A 17,555-nucleotide genomic window follows, 5' to 3' on the forward strand; every position below is an offset into this window, starting at 1 on the left:
CCGCCCCGGCACGCAATCCGAGTGTTGCACGAGGTGATGTAAGCGCATACATTAGGCGCAGCACCCACTCGACACGGAGGTCGACCGAGCAATGACGCTTCCCCCACAGCGCATGGCACAGCGCACGCGCGGGCACCGCGACCCGCGCCCGGACGGACGGCGCAAGCCTCCGGCACCGGCACCGGCACCGGCACCGGCACTGGCGACGCCACCGCGCACTCCCGCCCGACGCCGCGGCCGCATCGCCGCCGCCATCGCCGGACTCGCGGTCGTGGCCCTCGTGGCCACCGGCTGCAGCATCCAGGTCCGCTCGCAGCCGGACCCGAGCATCGGCAAGGACACGATGCTCATCAACGCGGACCGCGGCAACCCGCTGTTCGACCGCAACTTCAACCCGTACATCTCGAACGCCCGCACCGCGAGCAAGTGGATGTACGAGCCCCTCATCGAGATCAACCCCCTCGACGGCAAGGGCACCCCGTGGCTCGCGAGCTCGTGGAGCCAGCCGGACCCGAAGACCATCGACATGACGATCCGGAAGGGCGTCGAGTGGTCCGACGGAACGAAGTTCACCCGCGAGGACGTCCTCTTCACGTTCGACCTGCTCAAGAAGTTCCCCGCGATGGACATCAAGGGCGCCTGGCAGCACATCGACCGCATCGAGCGGGACGGTGACCACGTCCTCTTCCACCTGAAGAGCGACGACGTGCCGAGCCTCAACATCATCGGCGCGACGTACATCCTCCCCGAGCACCACTACGGGAAGGTCGAGGACCCCACCACCTGGCGTGACCCGGACCCCGTCGGTACCGGCCCGTTCGTGCTCGGCAACTACTCCGACCAGCAGTACTCGATGGACAAGAACCCGCGGTACTGGCAGGCGGACAAGATCGCGATCCAGCACCTGATCCTGCCCGCGACGAACACGCAGCTCGACACCGTCACGCGCGGCTACGACTGGGCGTACTCGTTCATCTCCGACGTCAAGGGCACCTGGGGTGCGGCGTCCCCGGACAACACGTGGTGGTTCCCGGCCGGCGGTGTGATCGGCCTCATCCCCAACCTGACGAAGGCGCCGTACAGCGACGTCAACGTCCGCAAGGGCATCTCGTACGCGCTGGACCGCGACGACATCGCCGAGACCGCCTCCGAGGGCAACCTCAGCGCCGCGGGGCAGACCGGCCTGATCCTGCCGAACCAGGAGCAGTACCTCGACCCGTCGATCCCGGACGAGGGCATGATCGCGCAGGACACCGACCGGGCCCTGGCCGAGTTCGCGAAGTCCGGCTACATCCGGCAGGGCGGCAAGCTCGTCAAGGACGGCAAGCAGCTCGAGATCAAGCTCATGACCGCGAACGGCTACTCGGACTGGCTCCGCGCCGCGCAGCAGGTCCAGCGCGACCTCGGGAAGATCGGCATCAAGGTCGACATCCAGGCGCCGCAGCCCGCCGGCTACCAGCAGAACATCAACAACGGGCAGTTCGACATGGCGATGGGCGGCATGGGGAACGGCGACGTGTTCCAGGCCTACAACTCGCTGCTGTCGAGCGACTTCTACCAGCCGGTCGGCAAGTCGACGGTGAACAACTTCGAGCGCTACCGGAACGCCGACACGCAGCGGCTCCTCGACGCGTACAAGGCCACGACGGACAGGGCCGAGCAGCAGCGGATCCTGAACCAGCTGCAGGCGATCGTGTACGACGACCTGCCCGTGATCGGCATGTACTACGGCGGACTCTGGGGCCTGTTCAACACCGGCAAGTTCGTCGGGTGGCCGAGCGCCCAGGACCCGTACATGGCACCGCAGAACTACGACTCGGCACCGCTGCTCATCTTCACGAAGCTCCGACTCCGTGACAGCGCAGCGGGCAAGCAGATCCTCGAAGAGCAGAAGACGCAGACGAAGGAGGCAGGCAAGTGAAGTACATCCTCCAGAAACTCGTCCTCTTCGTCCTGACCCTCTGGGCTGCGGTCACGCTGAACTTCGTGCTCCCGCGACTCATGCCGGGCAGCCCGTCCGACGCGGCGCTCGCGAAGCTCAGCCAGAACGGCCCCGTCACGGACGCCACGAAGAAGGCCATCGAGGCCCAGCTCGGCGTCCCCAGCGGCAACCTCTGGGACCAGTACGTCAGCTACCTGCACCAGGTCGTGACGCTCGACTTCGGCACGAGCTACACGTTCTACCCGCAGCCCGTCGGTGACCTGGTCGGCCGCGCCCTGCCGTACACGCTCGTGCTCGTCGGCACGGTCACGATCCTGGCGTTCGTGATCGGCACCCTGATCGGCGTCGCGGCGGCGTGGAAGCGCGGCACCTGGCTCGACTCGCTCCCGACCCTGTCCGGCTCGTTCATGTCGACGTTCCCGTACTTCTGGACGGCGCTCCTGCTGCTGTTCTTCCTCGGCTACGTCCTGCACTGGTTCCCGACCACGGGCGCCTCGTCGGCGACGAGCGTCCCGGGCTGGAACGGCACGTACATCGCCGACGTCCTGCGGCACGCGATCCTGCCCGCCGTGACGATCCTGGTGACGAGCCTCGGCGGCTGGATCATCGGCATGCGCAACGCGATGATCAACACCCTCGGCGACGACTACGTCACCTTCGCCGAGGCGAACGGCCTCCGCGGCCGTACGGTCGCAGTCCGGTACGCCGCGCGGAACGCGATCCTGCCGAACCTGACCGGCTTCGGCCTGGCCCTCGGTGGCGTGGTCGGCGGCTCGGTGCTGGTCGAGCAGGTGTTCGGCTACCCGGGCATCGGCTACCTGCTGTTCAACGCCGTGATCGGGCAGGACTACCCGCTCATGCAGGCCCTCTTCCTGATGATCACCGTGTCGGTGCTCATCGCCAACTTCATCGTGGACGTCCTCTACGGCGTCCTGGACCCGAGGACGCGCCGATGACGAACAACGCAACCGTCGCAGTACGGACCCAGCAGCAAGACCCGGGCCAGCAGCAAGGCCAACAAGCCCCGAGCAAGCTGCAGGCCGCTGCCCGCCAGTTCGGCGTCGTCTGGAGCAACACCAAGGCCCGCGTCGGCATCTGCATCCTCGCCTTCTTCGTCCTCGTGGCGATCGCCGCACCGCTCCTCGCCCCCTACGGCGCGAGCCAGAACGGCTTCGCGCGCAACGCCGACGCCACCTGGGCGCACTGGATGGGCACCACCGCCGCCGGCGAGGACGTCCTCTCCCAACTGATCCACGGCGCCCGGGTCTCCGTGCTCGTCGGCGCGGTCGCGGGCTTCCTGTCCACGCTCGTCGCCGTCGCGATCGGCCTGAGCTGGGGGTACATCCGCGGCTGGGTCGCCGAGGTCATCGGGTTCATCGTGAACCTGTTCCTCGTCATCCCCGGTCTGCCGCTCATGATCGTCATCGCGGCCTACCTGCAGAACGGCGGCATCACGGTCATCATCGCCGTGATCGTCGTCACCGGTTGGGCCTGGGGCGCCCGTGTCCTCCGCAGCCAGACGCAGTCCCTCCGCAGCCGCGACTTCGTCACCGCCGCGCAGTTCTCCGGCGACGGCGCGACCCGCATCGTCTTCCGCGAGATCCTGCCGAACATGACGAGCCTGATCGTCGGCAGCTTCTTCGGTGCGGCGACGAGCGCGATCCTCGCCGAGGCGGGCCTCGAGTTCCTCGGCCTCGGTGACTCGTCGATCGTCAGCTGGGGCACGATCCTCTACTGGGCGCAGAACTCGAACGCGCTGCTCACCGGCCAGTGGATCCTGCTGTTCGCGCCGGGTCTCTGCATCGCCCTGCTGGCGATGAGCCTCACCCTGATCAACTTCGGCGTCGACGCCGTGTCCAACCCGCGGCTGCGCGAGGGCGCGCGCCGGAAGAAGGAGGCAGCAGCATGAGCGGCCAGACACCCGACGTGACCAGCGACGGCCTGGAGGCTCGTGGCGGCGCCGCCACGCGCCTCCAGGCCGACGCCACGCGCGCCACGCAGGACGTCCTGCTCGACGTCCGCGACCTGTCGGTCGTCTACGAGTCGGCCGGCCAGACGGCCGTCCAGGCCGTCGACCACGTGTCGTTCAGCCTGCGCAAGGGCGAGTTCGTCGGCCTGGTGGGGGAGTCCGGCTCCGGGAAGTCGACCCTCGGCTACGCGCTCACCCGCCTGCAGAAGCCGCCGGCGCGGACCAACGGCGGCAGCATCGTCTTCGGCGGGAGCGACATCCGCGACCTCGACGACGAAGCCCTCCGCCAGCAGCGTCAGGGCGGCTTCGCGATGGTGCTGCAGTCCGGCATGAACGCGCTCAACCCGGTGCGGACCGTGCGCAACCACTTCGTCGACGTCTTCCGGGCCCACGGTCACGTGCCGCGCGAGCGCTGGGACGCCCGGATGCGCGAGCTGATCGGCAAGGTGAAGCTGCCCGAGACGATGCTCGCGCGCTACCCCGGCGAGCTCTCCGGCGGCATGCGGCAGCGCGTCTCGATCGCCCTCGCGCTCTCGCTCGAACCGCAGCTCATGGTGTTCGACGAGCCGACCACGGCCCTCGACGTCCTCGTGCAGCACGCCGTGATGGACACGATCATCGAGTTGCAGCGCTCCGAGGGGTTCACGGCGATCCTCATCAGCCACGACCTCGGCATCGTGCTCGAGGCCACCGAACGCGTGCTCGTCATGCACGAGGGGCGGATCGTCGAGGACGGTCGGTCGCTCGAGGTCCTCCGCGACCCGCAGGACGACTACACGAAGATGCTGCTGTCGCACTACGCCGACCCCCGCGCTTCGGTCGTGTCGCTGCCGGGCTTCCCCGACCGGTCGCTCCGCGATCCCTCGACGACCCGCCAGGAGACGACCTCGTCGTTCAGCACCGTCGGCTCCCGCGAACGCAGCGCCGCCCGCAACCCGATCGTCGTCGACCACCTCGTCAAGACGTACCCGGCGCCGCGCCGCGGCGAGCAGCCCGTGCAGGCCGTCCGCGACGTCTCGTTCACGCTCGAGCCCGGGCAGTCGCTCGCCCTCGTCGGCCAGTCCGGTTCGGGCAAGTCGACCATCGCGAAGATGCTCACCGGCGTCGAGCAGCCGACCAGCGGTACGGTCCGCTTCGGCGACACCGACGTGGCTCGTCTGGGAAGACGGGGCCTGAAGGACCTGCGCTCCGAGGTGCAGATGGTGTTCCAGGACCCGTACGCCGCGCTCAACCCGCTGCACACCGTCGAGTACATCCTGTCCCGGCCCATCGCGAACTACACCGGACTCCGCGGGCGCGATGCCCGTCGGCGGGTGCTCGAGATCCTCGAGACCGTGGGCCTGACGCCCGTCGAGCAGTTCGCGCAGAAGCTCCCGCACCAGCTGTCCGGCGGGCAGCGGCAGCGCGTGGTCATCGCCCGGGCGCTCGCGAGCGACCCGCAGGTGATCATCGCCGACGAGCCCGTCTCGATGCTCGACGTCACGCTGCGGGCCGGCGTGCTCGCGCTGCTCGAGGACCTGCGGGAGCAGTGGGGCGTCTCGCTCCTCTACATCACGCACGACCTACTGAGCGCCCGACTCATCACCGACGACATCATGGTGCTGCACGACGGCGCCGTGGTCGAGCGGGGCCGGACGGCCGAGGTGCTGCAGCACCCGCAGGACGACTACACGGTCGCGCTGCTGGACGCGGTGCCGAACCCGCGGAGGACGCTGCTGGCATGAGCACCCTCCACGAGTTCCCCGTCGTCGCGCCCTTCGGCCACCTGCCCACGCCCGAGGGGGTCGACGTCGTCGGCATCGACCTGCCCGTCGGTCGGCTCACCGCCTACCGCGTGGTCCCGGACGGACCGTCGAAGGGTGTGGTGCTCGTCGTTCCCGGGTACACCGGGTCGAAGGAGGACTGGCGCACCTTCATGCCCCTGCTGCGCGAGGCCGGCTGGACCGCGGTCGCGATCAGCCGCCGCGGCCAGGCCGACTCCGCCGTACCCGGCAGCCCGTCCGACTACTCCCTCGAGGAGGAGGCGGCCGACGTCGTCCGGGTCGCGGCCCTGCTCGACGACGGGGCGCCCGTGCACCTGATCGGGCACTCGCTCGGCGGGGTGATCGCCCGAGCGGCCGCCATCGCCTCGCCGGGGTCGTTCCGCAGCGTCGTGCAGTTCTGCTCCGGCCCGTACGGCTGGCCCTACCGCAAGGTCACCGAGCTCACGATCCTGCACGACACCGGCGGGAACCTCCGGCAGCTGTTCGACTCGACGAACCCGCTCTGGGCCGGACGTCCCGACGACGAGCTGCCCGACGACGTCCGCATGGTCCGCGACCGCTTCGACGCCACGAGCCCGCTGAGTGTCGTCGCCGGCGGGCACATCCTCGAGGACCACACCGACTCGTCCGCCGAGCTCCGCGCGACCGGACTCCCGGTCCTCGTGGCGCACGGCGAGTGGGACGGTGCCTGGCCGATCCCGTGGCAGCGGCAGATGGCCGAGGACACCGGCGCCCGCTACGACGTGATCCCCACGAGCTACCACGGCCCCCACGTCGAGAACCCCGGCGCGACCATCGCCCTGTTCGACGACTTCCTGTCGGCGCACTGACGCCGGCGCACTGAAAGGACCCATCATCACCACGCTGCAGTTCCCCGACGGCTTCCTCTGGGGTGCCGCCACCGCCGCCCACCAGATCGAGGGCAACAACGTCAACAGCAATTGGTGGGTGCACGAGCACGAACCCGACACCACCATCGTCGAGCCCTCCGGCGACGCCGCGGACAGCTACCACCGCTACCGCGAGGACATCCGCATCGCCGCCGACCTCGGCCTGAACTCCTACCGGTTCAGCATCGAGTGGGCGCGCATCGAGCCCGAGCGCGGGTACGTCTCCCGCGCCGAGGTCGACCACTACCGCCGGATGGTCGAGGCGTGCCACGAGGCCGGCATCGAGCCGATCGTCACGCTCATGCACTTCACCGTCCCGCGCTGGTTCGAGCGCGACGGCTTATGGCGCGCGGACGACGCGGCCGACCTGTTCGCCCGCTACACCGAGGCTGCCCTCCCGGTCGTGCAGGACGGCGTCCGCTACGTCTGCACGATCAACGAGCCGAACATCGCCGCGATGCTCGCCGGGGGCGAGGACGCCGCGAACCTCGTCGCGTACGGCCTGCCGAACCCCGACCTGCACGTGGCGGACCAGCTGCTCGCGTCGCACCGGCGCTCCCGCGAGGTCCTGTCACAGGTCCCCGGCATCCAGTCCGGCTGGACCATCGCCACGCAGGCGTTCCGCGCGAACGGCGAGCCCGGTTCCGAGGAGATGCTCCGCGAGTACGGGTACCCGCGCGACGACTGGTACCTCGAGCAGGCGGCGGGCGACGACTTCCTCGGCGTGCAGGCCTACACCCGCACGTTCATCGGGCCCTCCGGTCCGCTACCCGTGTCGGAGACGAGCGAGACGACCCTGACCGGGTGGGAGTTCTACCCCGAGGCCTCGGCCGACGGACTCCGCAGCGCGTGGGAACTCTCCGGTCACGTCCCGCTGATGATCACCGAGAACGGCATCGCCACCGCCGATGACTCCCGCCGGGTCGCCTACACGCAGGGTGCGCTCGAGGGGATCCACCGCTGCATCGAGGACGGCATCGAGGTCCTGGGCTACCAGCACTGGTCGCTCCTCGACAACTACGAGTGGGCGTCCGGCTACCGGCCCACGTTCGGACTCGTCGCGTGGGACCGCGAGACCTTCGCGCGGACGCCGAAGGACTCGGCGCGCTGGTACGGCAGGATCGCGCAGGCGAACGCACTCGAGACGCGTCGCGACTGACGTGTGGTGACTGATGCGTGGTGACTGACGCGTGGTGACCGTCGCGACCCCGTGACGGTCTGGAGGCGCGGTGCCAGCTGGTACCGCGCCTCCCGTCCGCCGTGGGTCACGCGATCAGCGGGTCGCCTCGTCGCTGGAGGGGTCGTCGGCCGAGTACGCCTCACCGACGGCGTGCGCGTCGAACCAGGCGAGCAGCACCTCTTCCGCCTTGCGGGAGCCGCGCTCGCGGGCGAGGTCGAGCGCCGTGCGGCCCTCGGCGTCGAGCACCGTGACGTCCGCCCCACGCTCGATCAGTGCCTCGGTGGTGCCGCGTCGGTCGAACCAGGCGGCGGCGTGCAGCGGGGCGAAGCCCCAGCGCGGATCGACCTCGTCGATGCCGGTCGGGTCCGCGCCGAACCCGTCGAGTTCGAGCGAGAGCCCCCCGACGTCCCCGTGACCCGCGGCGCGCACCGCGGGCGCCGCCCACTCGAGCCAACCGTCCGGCACCGGGCCGTGCCAGCCGTGGGCGGGGCGCTCCTGCAGCTCGGACCACGCCGACTCGGCGACGGGACGGACCTCGATCACGACGTCACGGAAGTGCACCGCGAGCTCGCCGGTGGGGGAGAGCAGGAGCCGGAGTTCCCAGACGTCCGCGTCGACGTGCGCGATCTCGCCGCGGGAGACCTGCACGTCGCCGGCCGTGACGGCGAGCGGTGCGGTGTCCTCGGGCTCGAGCACGGCGCGGTGGAAGGTGAGCGTCACGCGGGCGTGGTTCCAGCGGCGCCACAGGCCGTCCGGGGTGTCGAGGACCTCGTCGGTCCGCACCACGACGACCATCCGGGCCGTGTGCGTGGGTGCCTCGTCGATGCCCGCCGCGTCGCCGTCGGGGGTCGCGGTGACCTGCCAGTCGGCGATGCGTGCCTCGTTCCAGGTCACGGACGCGAGGGCGGCGACGGACGGCGGTGCGTCGGTGACCAGGCGGGCGAGGTGCTCGGCGTAGCCCTCGACGTCCTCGAGGGAGACGTACCCGACTCCGGGCCATCCCACTCGACTCCATCGCACGGGGTCGAGCCTACCGACGAGTCAATCGACGACGCGGTCGCGTTCGCGGCGCGGGACGAGCGCGTCCTCGGCCAACACCACACCGCGGTGCGCGTCGTGCGGATCAGGGCGTCGCACGTCCTCCAGAGGAGGGCCCGACTCCTGCGCTGCTCGGGCCGACCACTGTCCGCACAGCGCGACCGCGAGCCAGAGCACCGTGGACGCGGCCGACATCGTCGCGAACCCGGAGTAGCAGAAGCCCAGGAAGACTCCGACCACGACGGCGAGACGAGCACCGACGGGCGCGGACCTGTCGAACGAGGGACGGAGGAGGACGAGCACGAAGACAACCACCGGGATCAGCCCCAGGTCGAATGCCAGGATCGCGAAGGAGTTCTCGAGGCTCGTGCGGAGGACGGCTCCCTTGAGCTGCCACGCTGCGCCCCAGCCGCCGCCGATGAACGTGTGGTCCCAGATGTGCTCGACGATGTACCGCGCGGCCGCTCCCCGTGCTGAGGCGGAGCTGCCGTCGTCGCCGGTCACTCGTTCGACCAGACCGCTGAGCAGTGACGTCCGCACGGCCACGAGCACCGCTGCACAACCACTGATGACGATCGTCAGGACCGCGACGAAGGAACGTGTCGAGCGCACGACGACCCAGAGCGTCCCGGCGAGAGCAACCGCGGTCGGCGCTCGTGACGCCGTGAGGACGACCGTGCTCAGGAGCACCAGCGCGACGACCAGTCGGATCGGGGCGCGACGGACGAATGAGGCCAGCGGGATGGCGACAGCAGCGGCGAACCCGAGGTCGAGCGGACTGTCCAGCGTCCCCCGAGGGCGGAACTGGCCGGTTCCGACGGCCCCGCGACCACCGACCGGTCCCCACGGCAGGTCAGATCGGAGAACGACCTGGATGACGACCACCGCAGCCACGACGAGCATCACCCCGATGACGACCACGGCCAGTCGGCGCAGGGTCCCGGGGACGGCCCGTTCGCTCGTGCGCGCGACGAAGCAGAACAGCATCGGTGCCAGGACGGCGTTGGTCAGCCCGAGGAGCGACGTCGGCCCGCTCCCGACGACGGCCTGCACCACGAGCAGGAACGCGACCACCACCAGGCCTGCGTACCAACCGCGGCGCGGTGGCACCTCGGCGGCCACGCTGCTCCACTGACTACGGAGGCCGAACACGCAGTGCACGATGACCAGGATCGTTGCTGGATGGAGTGCGGCGTTCCCTTCCCAGGCGCCGACGAGGAGTCCTCCGGCCGTGGACGGGACGAGGAGGCGGAGTGCGATGACGGCGGAGAGGGTCACCACCGGCCGCGACTGCTGCGTCGTGACGACGACGAGGCAGAACACGACCCAGATTGCCAAACGGAGCAGCTCCACGGTCAACTCCTGATCAGGTTCCGTCGGACGAGCCGGATGGTCTCGGTGGCGAGGTACCGTGCGTCAGTGGGACGGACGGCGTAGAAGTCACGCGTCCGAGCGCCGGTGAGGCGAGCCGCCCCACGCACGCTGCCGTTGCTCGAGAGCAGATTGCCGATGAGCGCCGCCGTCGCCGCCCCGACGGCACCGAGGATCGGGACGAGCGTCACGAGGCAGACGATGTTCGCGATGCACCCGACCGTGATGCTCATACTGCGCAGCTCGGGTCCCCCGCGGGCGGTCAGGGTGCTCCCGGCGATCGAGCCCGGTACACCGATCACGACGGCCACGATCGACACGGCCATCACCGGGACCGATGCGGCGAACGCGCCGCCGAACACGAACGGGACCCAGAGCGGTGCACTGATCCCGAGGGGCACCGCGATCGTGACGGCGAGCACGAACGCAGACCGAGCGACCCGGGGCACCCGCACATCGTCTGCTTCCTGCGCATCACTGGAGAGCATCACCTCACGAACCGCGTTGGTGACGATCGAGGGGACTTCTGCCACGTTGACCGCCACAGCGTAGAGCCCGAGCTGCTCGGCGTCCGCGAGCGGGAGCACCAGGAGCTGATCGAGACGGATGAGCAGCACCCCGGCCGCAGAGCCGAGCCAGCTGCGGAGCGAGAAGCTCAGCATCGGGATCGCCTGCACCACCGTCGCGCTGCCGCTGGGTGGGGTCGCGCGCGGCATGAACAGGTACACGAGGCCGCCGACGATCGGGGAGATCGCGACGAGGGCGACGGCGGCGGGGAGATCGAGACGATCGACTGCAGCCAGCACCAGTGTGCCGGAGATCTTGACGCTGGCTGCGATGATCCGTTCGGCAGTCACGAAGCCCCAGGCATGACGACCGGCCGCACGACCACGAAGGAGCGCGACGAAGAGTGCGGGGGTGGTGGCAGCCGTGGCGACGGTCACGAGGGCGGTCAGGTCGACGGTATCGCTCCCCACGATGACCGGCGCTGCGACCCCTACGGCAGCCAGTGCCGCGATCCCGCCGACGGTGAGCAGCAGCCAGGCGAGCCACCACCCGGATCGTGCCACGCGACGGCCGGAGGCGATCGTCTGGGTGACGGCGTCGGGGATGCCGAACGTGCCGATCGACAGCGCGAGGAGGAACGGTGCCGTCACGGCAGCGAGTTCTCCTCGACCGTCGACACCGAGCGAGTGTGCCAGGAACGGAGCCATGACGAAGGTCGCGGCCGGCGGGAAGACGTTGCCCACGACCAGGACGAGGGTGCTCGCCGTGATCGGTCGGCGGGCGCTCACGGGCTGGTCTCGGCGCGCACGATCTGCAGCAGGTCGGGCGTCAGGGTCGCCGCGATCTGTTGGTCGTTGCCCCCATCCGTCCCGTTGCTCCGTGACAGCGCCGACCGCTGTCCGCCGACGATCGTCCGCCAGACCCGAGGGGTGGCGTCGACCTGCGCGACACGCACGCCGTGCGCGATCGCCCGAGCCGTCAGCCAGACGTCGTCGGCGTGCGGCGCGGTCTCCCGGAAACCGGCGCCGTCGGCCCGCAGAGCGTCGAGGAGCGCAGGCGGGTAGAGGACCCCGGAGACGCCGGTCAGGAACGACGCATGCGACGGGGTGGTGCTCCGACACGGCGGCCAGGTCATGTACGGAGCCAGCGTCGAGTCTGTTGTGAGGACGATCTGGTGAGCGCGGTGACAGTGGACGGTGTCCGGTGCCGCGGTGTGGGCATCCAGCAACACTCGAAGCCACGCGCGGCCGTACCGGACGTCGTCATCCGCCGTGACGAGTGGGAGCGTGTGGTGCTCCTCCGACTGCACGTACGGCCACCACTTGCCGTGCGGACCGACCGGCTCCCCGACTCGCAGCTCGAGACCACGGGCGATGAGCCGACGAAGCGGACGGGAGCGCAGCGCGCGCATGCGATCGGCCTCGTCGTCGACCCAGAGGACGAGGCGCTGAGGCCGCACGCTTCCGCTCACGATGGACTCGATCGCCAGCGACACCGAGCGGAGACGTCGGCCGTGCGAGGTGAGCGAGACGACGACGGGTGCGGAGCCGGTCACTGGACGCGTCCTGACGAGGTAGATCGCGGCACGGCAGAGCTGTGGCACGGAGACCAGCGCGGCGATCGCCGCGCGGCGGATGAAGGATGCACGAGGAGCGAGCGTCATGCCACGCTCCGGAGGATGCGCCAGACGTCGGCCCGGAAGCGCGTGGCGTTCTCGGCAGATCGGTCAGCTGCGAGACGGCACCGTCGCCGCCGGACGGTGCCGTCCTGCTGGTCTTCCTCGGCGAGAGCGGCAGCGAGTCGTCCTGCGGCCCGGAGATCGAGGGCCAGCCCAGCGCGGTCGAGCTCCTGCGCGAAGAGGACCTGGTGGTCGTCCACGTGCTCGTCGAACGCGACCTGCCGGCCGAGGACGAGGGGCCAGGCTTCCGCCGCGAGCGCGCCGAAGACGGTGCCGGGGCTGCACTGGCTGACGACCACGTCGGCCCACGCGAGGGAGGTCTGCATGCTCGGCGCGTCGAGGTAGTCAGCGGCGGCACGGACGTTCGGGAGGCCGCAGGTCCAGGCGCCGACACCGTACTGGACGACCCACTCGTCGTGCGGTCGGGTCAGGAGTACCTGTTGTGCGGCGTCGAGGAGGCGTTGGAACGGCTGCTCGTGCGTACCCACGGTGAGGAGTACTCTCATCGGCTGGCCCCCACCCGTTCGCGTCGCGGGAACCCCGCGAGCTGACCGTCCCACTGGGCGATGAAGCAGTCCGTCACCGGACGGACCAACTTCGCGGTGAGCGTCGGGTTGTCGATCCGGTCGACGCACTCGATGAAGACGGTGCGCGTCCGGAAGAACACCTTCCCGAGCCAGAAGAAGGGCACCGCTGCGGCCGCTCCGCTGCTGACGATCATCTCCGGTCGTTCTCGGTACAGCGTCCGCGCGGCGATCGCGAGGTTCCGGACGAGCGCCGTGATGCTCCGGTTCGTCGGCCAGTGCAGGCCGTAGGTCCGGTGCCCGGCGATCTTGGCGATCGCGTCGGGCTTCAGGAAGGTCGCGATGGCGACGTCTGTGCCGTCCGGCGCGGGGAGGAGTGCGAGCAGCTGGTCGAGATGACCGCCACTGCTGCAGACGAAGAGGATGTTGGTCATGCCGGAGACTCCAGGAGGTCGTGTGCGCGTCGCTCCCACCGGGTGACCGCGTGGTTCAGCGTCACCGGTTCGATGTAGGCGTCGCAGTCGTCGAGTGCTGGCCGTGGCGTGTGCAGTCGTGCGCGCAGACGGGCTTGCAGGTCTGCTGCGGATCCGTTCTCGAAGAGTTCGAGGAGGTCGTTCCGGACCCCGAGGAGCGACTGCATCTCCGACGGTCCGATGGTGCTCGCCGCGAGCACCGGCGTCCCGACAGCGAGCGCTTCGAGGAGGACGATCCCCCAGGCTTCGCTCCGAGCGCTGTGGACGAGCACGTCGGCTGCGGCGATGAAGGAGTACGGCTCGGCGTGAGCGCCTTCGACAGACACTCGGAGGAGACCTCTCGGATCGCGGTACCGAGCGAGCTCGTCGGAGAGCGGGCCTGCACCGACGACGCGCCAGTGCACTGGCACGCCGAGGCCTTCGAGGGCTGCGAGCGTGACGTCCAGCCCTTTCCGGCGGATGAGGCTGCCCACCGAGACGACGGTGAAGGCGTCGTCGCGTTCGCACGGGGACGCCGCCGCGGCCGATCGGATCGCAACAGGGTCGACCGTGCTCGGGATGACGGCAGGGCGGTGGTCGAGACCGTAGACGTCGGTCATGGCGTCGGCGACGGTGTGCGTGTTGGCGGACAGGAGCGGTCGAGCGCGGAAGACGGATCCGATCAGGCGCTGCTTGAGCCGGCCGAAGCGGATGTACTCGGCGTGATCGGTCGGGTCGAGGTCCTCGCAGTAGTTGAAGACGTGGTGGGCGACGGATCGGGATCGGTCGATCATGGCGCACGCGAGGATCGACGACCAGAGCTTCACGATGACGAGCGATCGCGGTAGTGCCCGGAGGACTGCGTGCAACCGACGTGCGACGTCGACGGTCGCCGCATGGCTCTCGACACCGAGGACGAGCACGGCGACGTTCGGGCGCAGTAGCGGAACGAGGCCACCCCCACCCGAATGGAGGATCACGGTGACACGATGGCCGTTCTCGGCGAGTCGGTTGGCGACGTTGACCGTCTGGCGTTCGGCGCCGCCGAAGCGAAGGTGCGGTTGCACGAAGATGTAGGAAGACATGCGGCCCTTCGTTGTCATCTAGGATGTTATATATTAACTCTACGCGAGAGGAATTCAATGCGCAATCGGGCATCGCTCCGCATCCCCCGGCCCTGGGTGTTCGCCGTCGTGTCACGCCTTGCGGGGGGTGACGTTGCGGCCCGGCGGTTGGGCGTCGCGGTCGGGACCGGTTGCCGGATCTACTCCTGCCGCGTCGCATCCGAGTACTCGATGGTCTCCATCGGCAACGACACGACGATCTCCGTCGACGTGCTCTTCGTCACCCACGACGGCACCGGCTGGCTGTACCGGGACGAGCGGGGCCGTCGGTACCGGTACGCTCCGGTCAGCGTGGGAGATCGATGCTTCATCGGGGCCCGGGCCACGCTGATGCCAGGTGTCCGGATCGGTTCCGACTCCGTGGTCGCCGCGGGAGCGGTCGTCACTGAGTCGGTGCCGGACGGTTCGATCGTCGGGGGCGTGCCCGCGAGGGTGATCGGTCGGACGCGCGACCTCCTTGCGAAGATCGAGACCTGGCCGGCTGAGGACGACAAGTGCGGGCGAACCGCTGCGGAGCGGATCGCATCCATCGCTGAGGGGCACCGGCCGCTCCGGCGATGAGTCGACGCCGACTACCGCCGGCTCGGACCGATGACCCGCGCGGGGTTGCCCACTGCGACACCACCCTCGGGGACGTCGCACAACACGATCGCACCGGCCCCGATCCGCGCTCCTGCGCCGATCTCGACATCGCCGAGGATCTGCGCTCCTGCGCCGACATCGACGCCCGGTCCGAGGCGTGGCACCTTCGGAGTCGACTCACCGGAACGACGAACGCCGATCGTGACGTTGTGTCGGAGGGTGCTCCCTGGACCGATCTCTGCCGCGTGGTGGAGCACGACTCCGCGGTGGTGCGGCAGTGCCAGCCCAGGACCGATCCGGGTGCCGAGCGGGATCTCGGCTCCGAGCAGCGTCGTCGACACCGATCGGTACACCGCGCGGATCGGAGCAGTGAGGAAGCGGAGTGCCGAGGGTAGCGCCTGTGTAGCCCCCGCGACGCGGAACAGCCAGAGCAGTGTCCGTGCCGAGCGGCCAGCGTTCGCCGCTCGGTCGTCCCGCAGTTCGGACTGCAGGGTACGGAGCGACTCGATGTACCTCATGTTGCCTCCGTCAGGGCGTTCTGTGGTGAAGGCAGCACTGGTCGGGAGGGTCGTCCTGCTCCCGACCAGTGCTGCGCGACATCAGCGTGCAGTGATCGTGTTGCCCTGGCCGAGGTCCTGGACAGCGGTTTCGCCCGAGTACTGCACGGTGTTGTCCGAGCCGGGCACCGTGATGCTCTTCGCACTGTCGACGTGGATGGTGGCACCGCTCGCTTCGATCAGGAGATCCTCGACCGCGCCGAGCGTGATCGTCGATCCGTCCTTTGCGGCGCCCAGGACGGAAACGTGGGTGCAGTCACCGAGGTCGAGTGGCTTCTCGGCGGTGAAGTGTGCCGCGTCGATCGTCGCGAGACCGTCGACGCACGTGTTGTACACCGTCTCGTTGGCGGCGCTCGTCCTCGTCGGGGAGGGGGAAGCGGCCTTGTCCGGGTCTGCGCTGTTGCTGCACCCAGCAAGCGAGACGATCGATGTGATGGCAAGCGCGACAGTGAGGGCGGTCATGCGGTTCATGGGTGTTCTCCTTCTCTGAGATCGGGTCAGGGAGTCCGCGGTGTGCGGCTCCGACGTCCCTGTTCGGGGGCGCCGTGGGAATCGGTATCGGCTGCGTAGTACGTGTCGTACGATCCGCGGTCCTTGGTGGGGACCATCGTCATGACGATTCCGAGCGTCTTGCTGCCGATGCTCCGGAGTGCATCGAGCGCTGCGGCGAGTTGCTTCTGGGAGACTCGACGGACGGATGAGATCACCACTGCGCCGCTGGTCAGACGGCTGAGGACGGCCGCATCGGTGACCGGGAGGAGCGGAGGCGCGTCGAAGATCGCGAAGTCGAACTCGGTGGTCAGCTGGTCGATCAACGCGAGCATTGCATCGCTCCCGAGGAGTTCGCTCGGGTTGGGTGGGATCTGACCCGCCGGGAGGACGGAGAGGTTGCCGTGTCCCCAGGGGATCGTCACGTCATCGAGCTCGGTCCTCCCGATGAGGAGGTCGGAGAGTCCGGCTGCTCCCTCGATGCCCATGAGCTGGGCGATGCGGGGGCGCCGGAGGTCGGCGTCGACGAGGACGACGCTCGCGCCGCTCTCGGCCATGGTGATCGCGAGGTTTGCTGCTGTGGTCGACTTCCCCTCCGAAGGCAGCGCCGAGGTGATGGTGAAGCTCCGCCGCTGCGCATCGGCCTCGACGAACTGGATGTTCGTCCGCAAGGAGCGGAAGGACTCCGCTCGCGGGCTGCGCGGGTCAGAGTGGACCACGAGCGGACTGGTTGTCGCCGTTGCGTCGAAGCCGATCGTGCCCAGCACCGGTACCGAGGTCACCCGGGCGATGTCGTCTCGGGTCCGGACCTTGGAGTCGAGTGTCTGCCGCACGAGAGCTCCTCCGACCCCGAGTGCGAGCCCGAAGGCGAGCCCGAGCGTGACGTACTGGACGAGGTCTGGTGAACTCGGCTCCTCGGGAGCGAGCGGCGGCTGCACGGTCTCGATCCGGACGAGTGAGGCGCCGCCGTCGGTCGGCTTCTCGAGGTTCTCGGTCACCACGCGGGAGAAACTGGAGATGACGGCGGCGGTGATTCGGGCTGCCTCTTCGGGGTCCTCGTCAGTCACGGAGATGTTCAGCAGCACACTGTCGACGGTGGTGGTGGACACCACCTTCCGGGCGAGTTCGGTCGCGGTAGTGTCCAGTCGGAGCTCATCGATCACGGGCTGGAGCACGCTCGCACTCCGGATGACCTGCACGTAGGAGTTCACCTTCTGCTGCGCCGCGTTGTTCCCCTGTGCCAGGTCGCTCACATCAGGAGCTCCTGGTTGGACCGAGACGTAGACCTGGCCGGTCGAACGGTACTGCGGCGTGCTCACGGCGGCAGTGAGCGCGCCGACACCGCCACCGAGGAGCGTCGCCACGAGGAGCACGACGAGTGATCGGCGGATCGTTTGGAGGAAGTCGGAGAGCGTCATCATGCTCCAGGTCGAAGTCGGGTTGTCTCTTTAGTATATCAGATACTATGACAAGGGCGGCGACTCGAGGA

17 protein-coding genes are annotated in these 17,555 nt (G+C 69.2%); 7 read left to right on the forward strand and 10 right to left on the reverse strand.

What is annotated here, in order from left to right:
* Nucleotides 1-112: 112 nt before the first annotated feature.
* The 6 genes from C1N91_RS02005 to C1N91_RS02030 are packed head-to-tail and all read left to right on the forward strand — an operon-like array spanning nt 113 to nt 7,723.
* Nucleotides 113-1,921, forward strand: coding sequence for an ABC transporter substrate-binding protein (locus C1N91_RS02005; protein WP_254678302.1), 1,809 nt, complete (start codon nt 113-115; stop codon nt 1,919-1,921).
* A complete protein-coding gene (locus C1N91_RS02010) occupies nt 1,918-2,898 on the forward strand; it encodes an ABC transporter permease (protein ID WP_058748536.1) in 981 nt (326 codons plus the stop codon). Before C1N91_RS02005 ends, C1N91_RS02010 begins: the two co-directional genes overlap by 4 nt.
* Nucleotides 2,895-3,851: an ABC transporter permease gene (locus C1N91_RS02015; RefSeq protein ID WP_137766385.1), complete on the forward strand. Its 957-nt coding sequence runs from the start codon at nt 2,895-2,897 to the stop codon at nt 3,849-3,851. The genes C1N91_RS02010 and C1N91_RS02015 overlap by 4 nt, the downstream gene beginning before the upstream one ends.
* On the forward strand, nt 3,848-5,635 hold the full coding sequence (locus tag C1N91_RS02020) for an ABC transporter ATP-binding protein (RefSeq protein WP_254678303.1): 1,788 nt from the start codon (nt 3,848-3,850) through the stop codon (nt 5,633-5,635). Before C1N91_RS02015 ends, C1N91_RS02020 begins: the two co-directional genes overlap by 4 nt.
* Nucleotides 5,632-6,504 carry an alpha/beta fold hydrolase gene (locus C1N91_RS02025; RefSeq protein WP_137766386.1) on the forward strand — a complete coding sequence of 291 codons (873 nt, stop codon included), beginning with the start codon at nt 5,632-5,634 and terminating at the stop codon, nt 6,502-6,504. The genes C1N91_RS02020 and C1N91_RS02025 overlap by 4 nt, the downstream gene beginning before the upstream one ends.
* 22 nt (nt 6,505-6,526) lie before the next feature.
* Nucleotides 6,527-7,723, forward strand: a complete 1,197-nt coding sequence (locus C1N91_RS02030; RefSeq protein ID WP_137766387.1) for a glycoside hydrolase family 1 protein — start codon at nt 6,527-6,529, stop codon at nt 7,721-7,723.
* A 114-nt stretch (nt 7,724-7,837) separates the two neighbouring features.
* Here C1N91_RS02030 and C1N91_RS02035 read toward each other — a convergent pair whose 3' ends face one another.
* From C1N91_RS02035 to C1N91_RS02060, 7 genes are read right to left on the reverse strand one after another with little or no spacing between them, the layout of a single operon-like run.
* Entirely contained in the window at nt 7,838-8,764 is a 927-nt protein-coding gene (locus tag C1N91_RS02035) for an ankyrin repeat domain-containing protein (protein WP_137766388.1), read from the reverse strand.
* A gap of 21 nt (nt 8,765-8,785) precedes the next feature.
* Nucleotides 8,786-10,135: a hypothetical protein gene (locus tag C1N91_RS02040; RefSeq protein WP_137766389.1), complete on the reverse strand. Its 1,350-nt coding sequence runs from the start codon at nt 10,133-10,135 to the stop codon at nt 8,786-8,788.
* A gap of 2 nt (nt 10,136-10,137) precedes the next feature.
* Entirely contained in the window at nt 10,138-11,448 is a 1,311-nt protein-coding gene (locus C1N91_RS02045; RefSeq protein ID WP_175415867.1) for an oligosaccharide flippase family protein, read from the reverse strand.
* Nucleotides 11,445-12,323, reverse strand: coding sequence for a glycosyltransferase (locus C1N91_RS16560; protein WP_175415868.1), 879 nt, complete (start codon nt 12,321-12,323; stop codon nt 11,445-11,447). Before C1N91_RS16560 ends, C1N91_RS02045 begins: the two co-directional genes overlap by 4 nt.
* The gene (locus C1N91_RS02050) at nt 12,320-12,844 is read right to left on the reverse strand and encodes a glycosyltransferase (RefSeq protein ID WP_137766391.1); all 525 of its coding nucleotides are present in this window, start codon (nt 12,842-12,844) and stop codon (nt 12,320-12,322) included. The genes C1N91_RS16560 and C1N91_RS02050 overlap by 4 nt, the downstream gene beginning before the upstream one ends.
* A complete protein-coding gene (locus tag C1N91_RS02055) occupies nt 12,841-13,296 on the reverse strand; it encodes a polysaccharide biosynthesis protein (RefSeq protein ID WP_137766392.1) in 456 nt (151 codons plus the stop codon). Before C1N91_RS02055 ends, C1N91_RS02050 begins: the two co-directional genes overlap by 4 nt.
* Nucleotides 13,293-14,399: a glycosyltransferase gene (locus tag C1N91_RS02060; RefSeq protein WP_175415869.1), complete on the reverse strand. Its 1,107-nt coding sequence runs from the start codon at nt 14,397-14,399 to the stop codon at nt 13,293-13,295. Before C1N91_RS02060 ends, C1N91_RS02055 begins: the two co-directional genes overlap by 4 nt.
* 96 nt (nt 14,400-14,495) lie before the next feature.
* On the opposite strand from C1N91_RS02060, the gene C1N91_RS02065 reads away from it, so the two are divergent.
* Nucleotides 14,496-14,999, forward strand: coding sequence for an acyltransferase (locus tag C1N91_RS02065; RefSeq protein ID WP_254678304.1), 504 nt, complete (start codon nt 14,496-14,498; stop codon nt 14,997-14,999).
* A gap of 11 nt (nt 15,000-15,010) precedes the next feature.
* Here the strand turns inward: C1N91_RS02065 and C1N91_RS02070 are convergent, their stop codons facing one another.
* From C1N91_RS02070 to C1N91_RS02080, 3 genes are all read right to left on the reverse strand, one after another.
* On the reverse strand, nt 15,011-15,538 hold the full coding sequence (locus C1N91_RS02070; RefSeq protein ID WP_137766395.1) for a serine acetyltransferase: 528 nt from the start codon (nt 15,536-15,538) through the stop codon (nt 15,011-15,013).
* Between the two features lie 81 nt (nt 15,539-15,619).
* The gene (locus tag C1N91_RS02075) at nt 15,620-16,048 is read right to left on the reverse strand and encodes a DUF3060 domain-containing protein (RefSeq protein ID WP_137766396.1); all 429 of its coding nucleotides are present in this window, start codon (nt 16,046-16,048) and stop codon (nt 15,620-15,622) included.
* Between the two features lie 26 nt (nt 16,049-16,074).
* On the reverse strand, nt 16,075-17,487 hold the full coding sequence (locus tag C1N91_RS02080; RefSeq protein WP_137766397.1) for a polysaccharide biosynthesis tyrosine autokinase: 1,413 nt from the start codon (nt 17,485-17,487) through the stop codon (nt 16,075-16,077).
* Between the last annotated feature and the right edge of the window lie 68 nt (nt 17,488-17,555).

Origin of the sequence: Curtobacterium sp. SGAir0471 (assembly GCF_005490985.1) — a bacterium.
Classification (GTDB): domain Bacteria; phylum Actinomycetota; class Actinomycetes; order Actinomycetales; family Microbacteriaceae; genus Curtobacterium.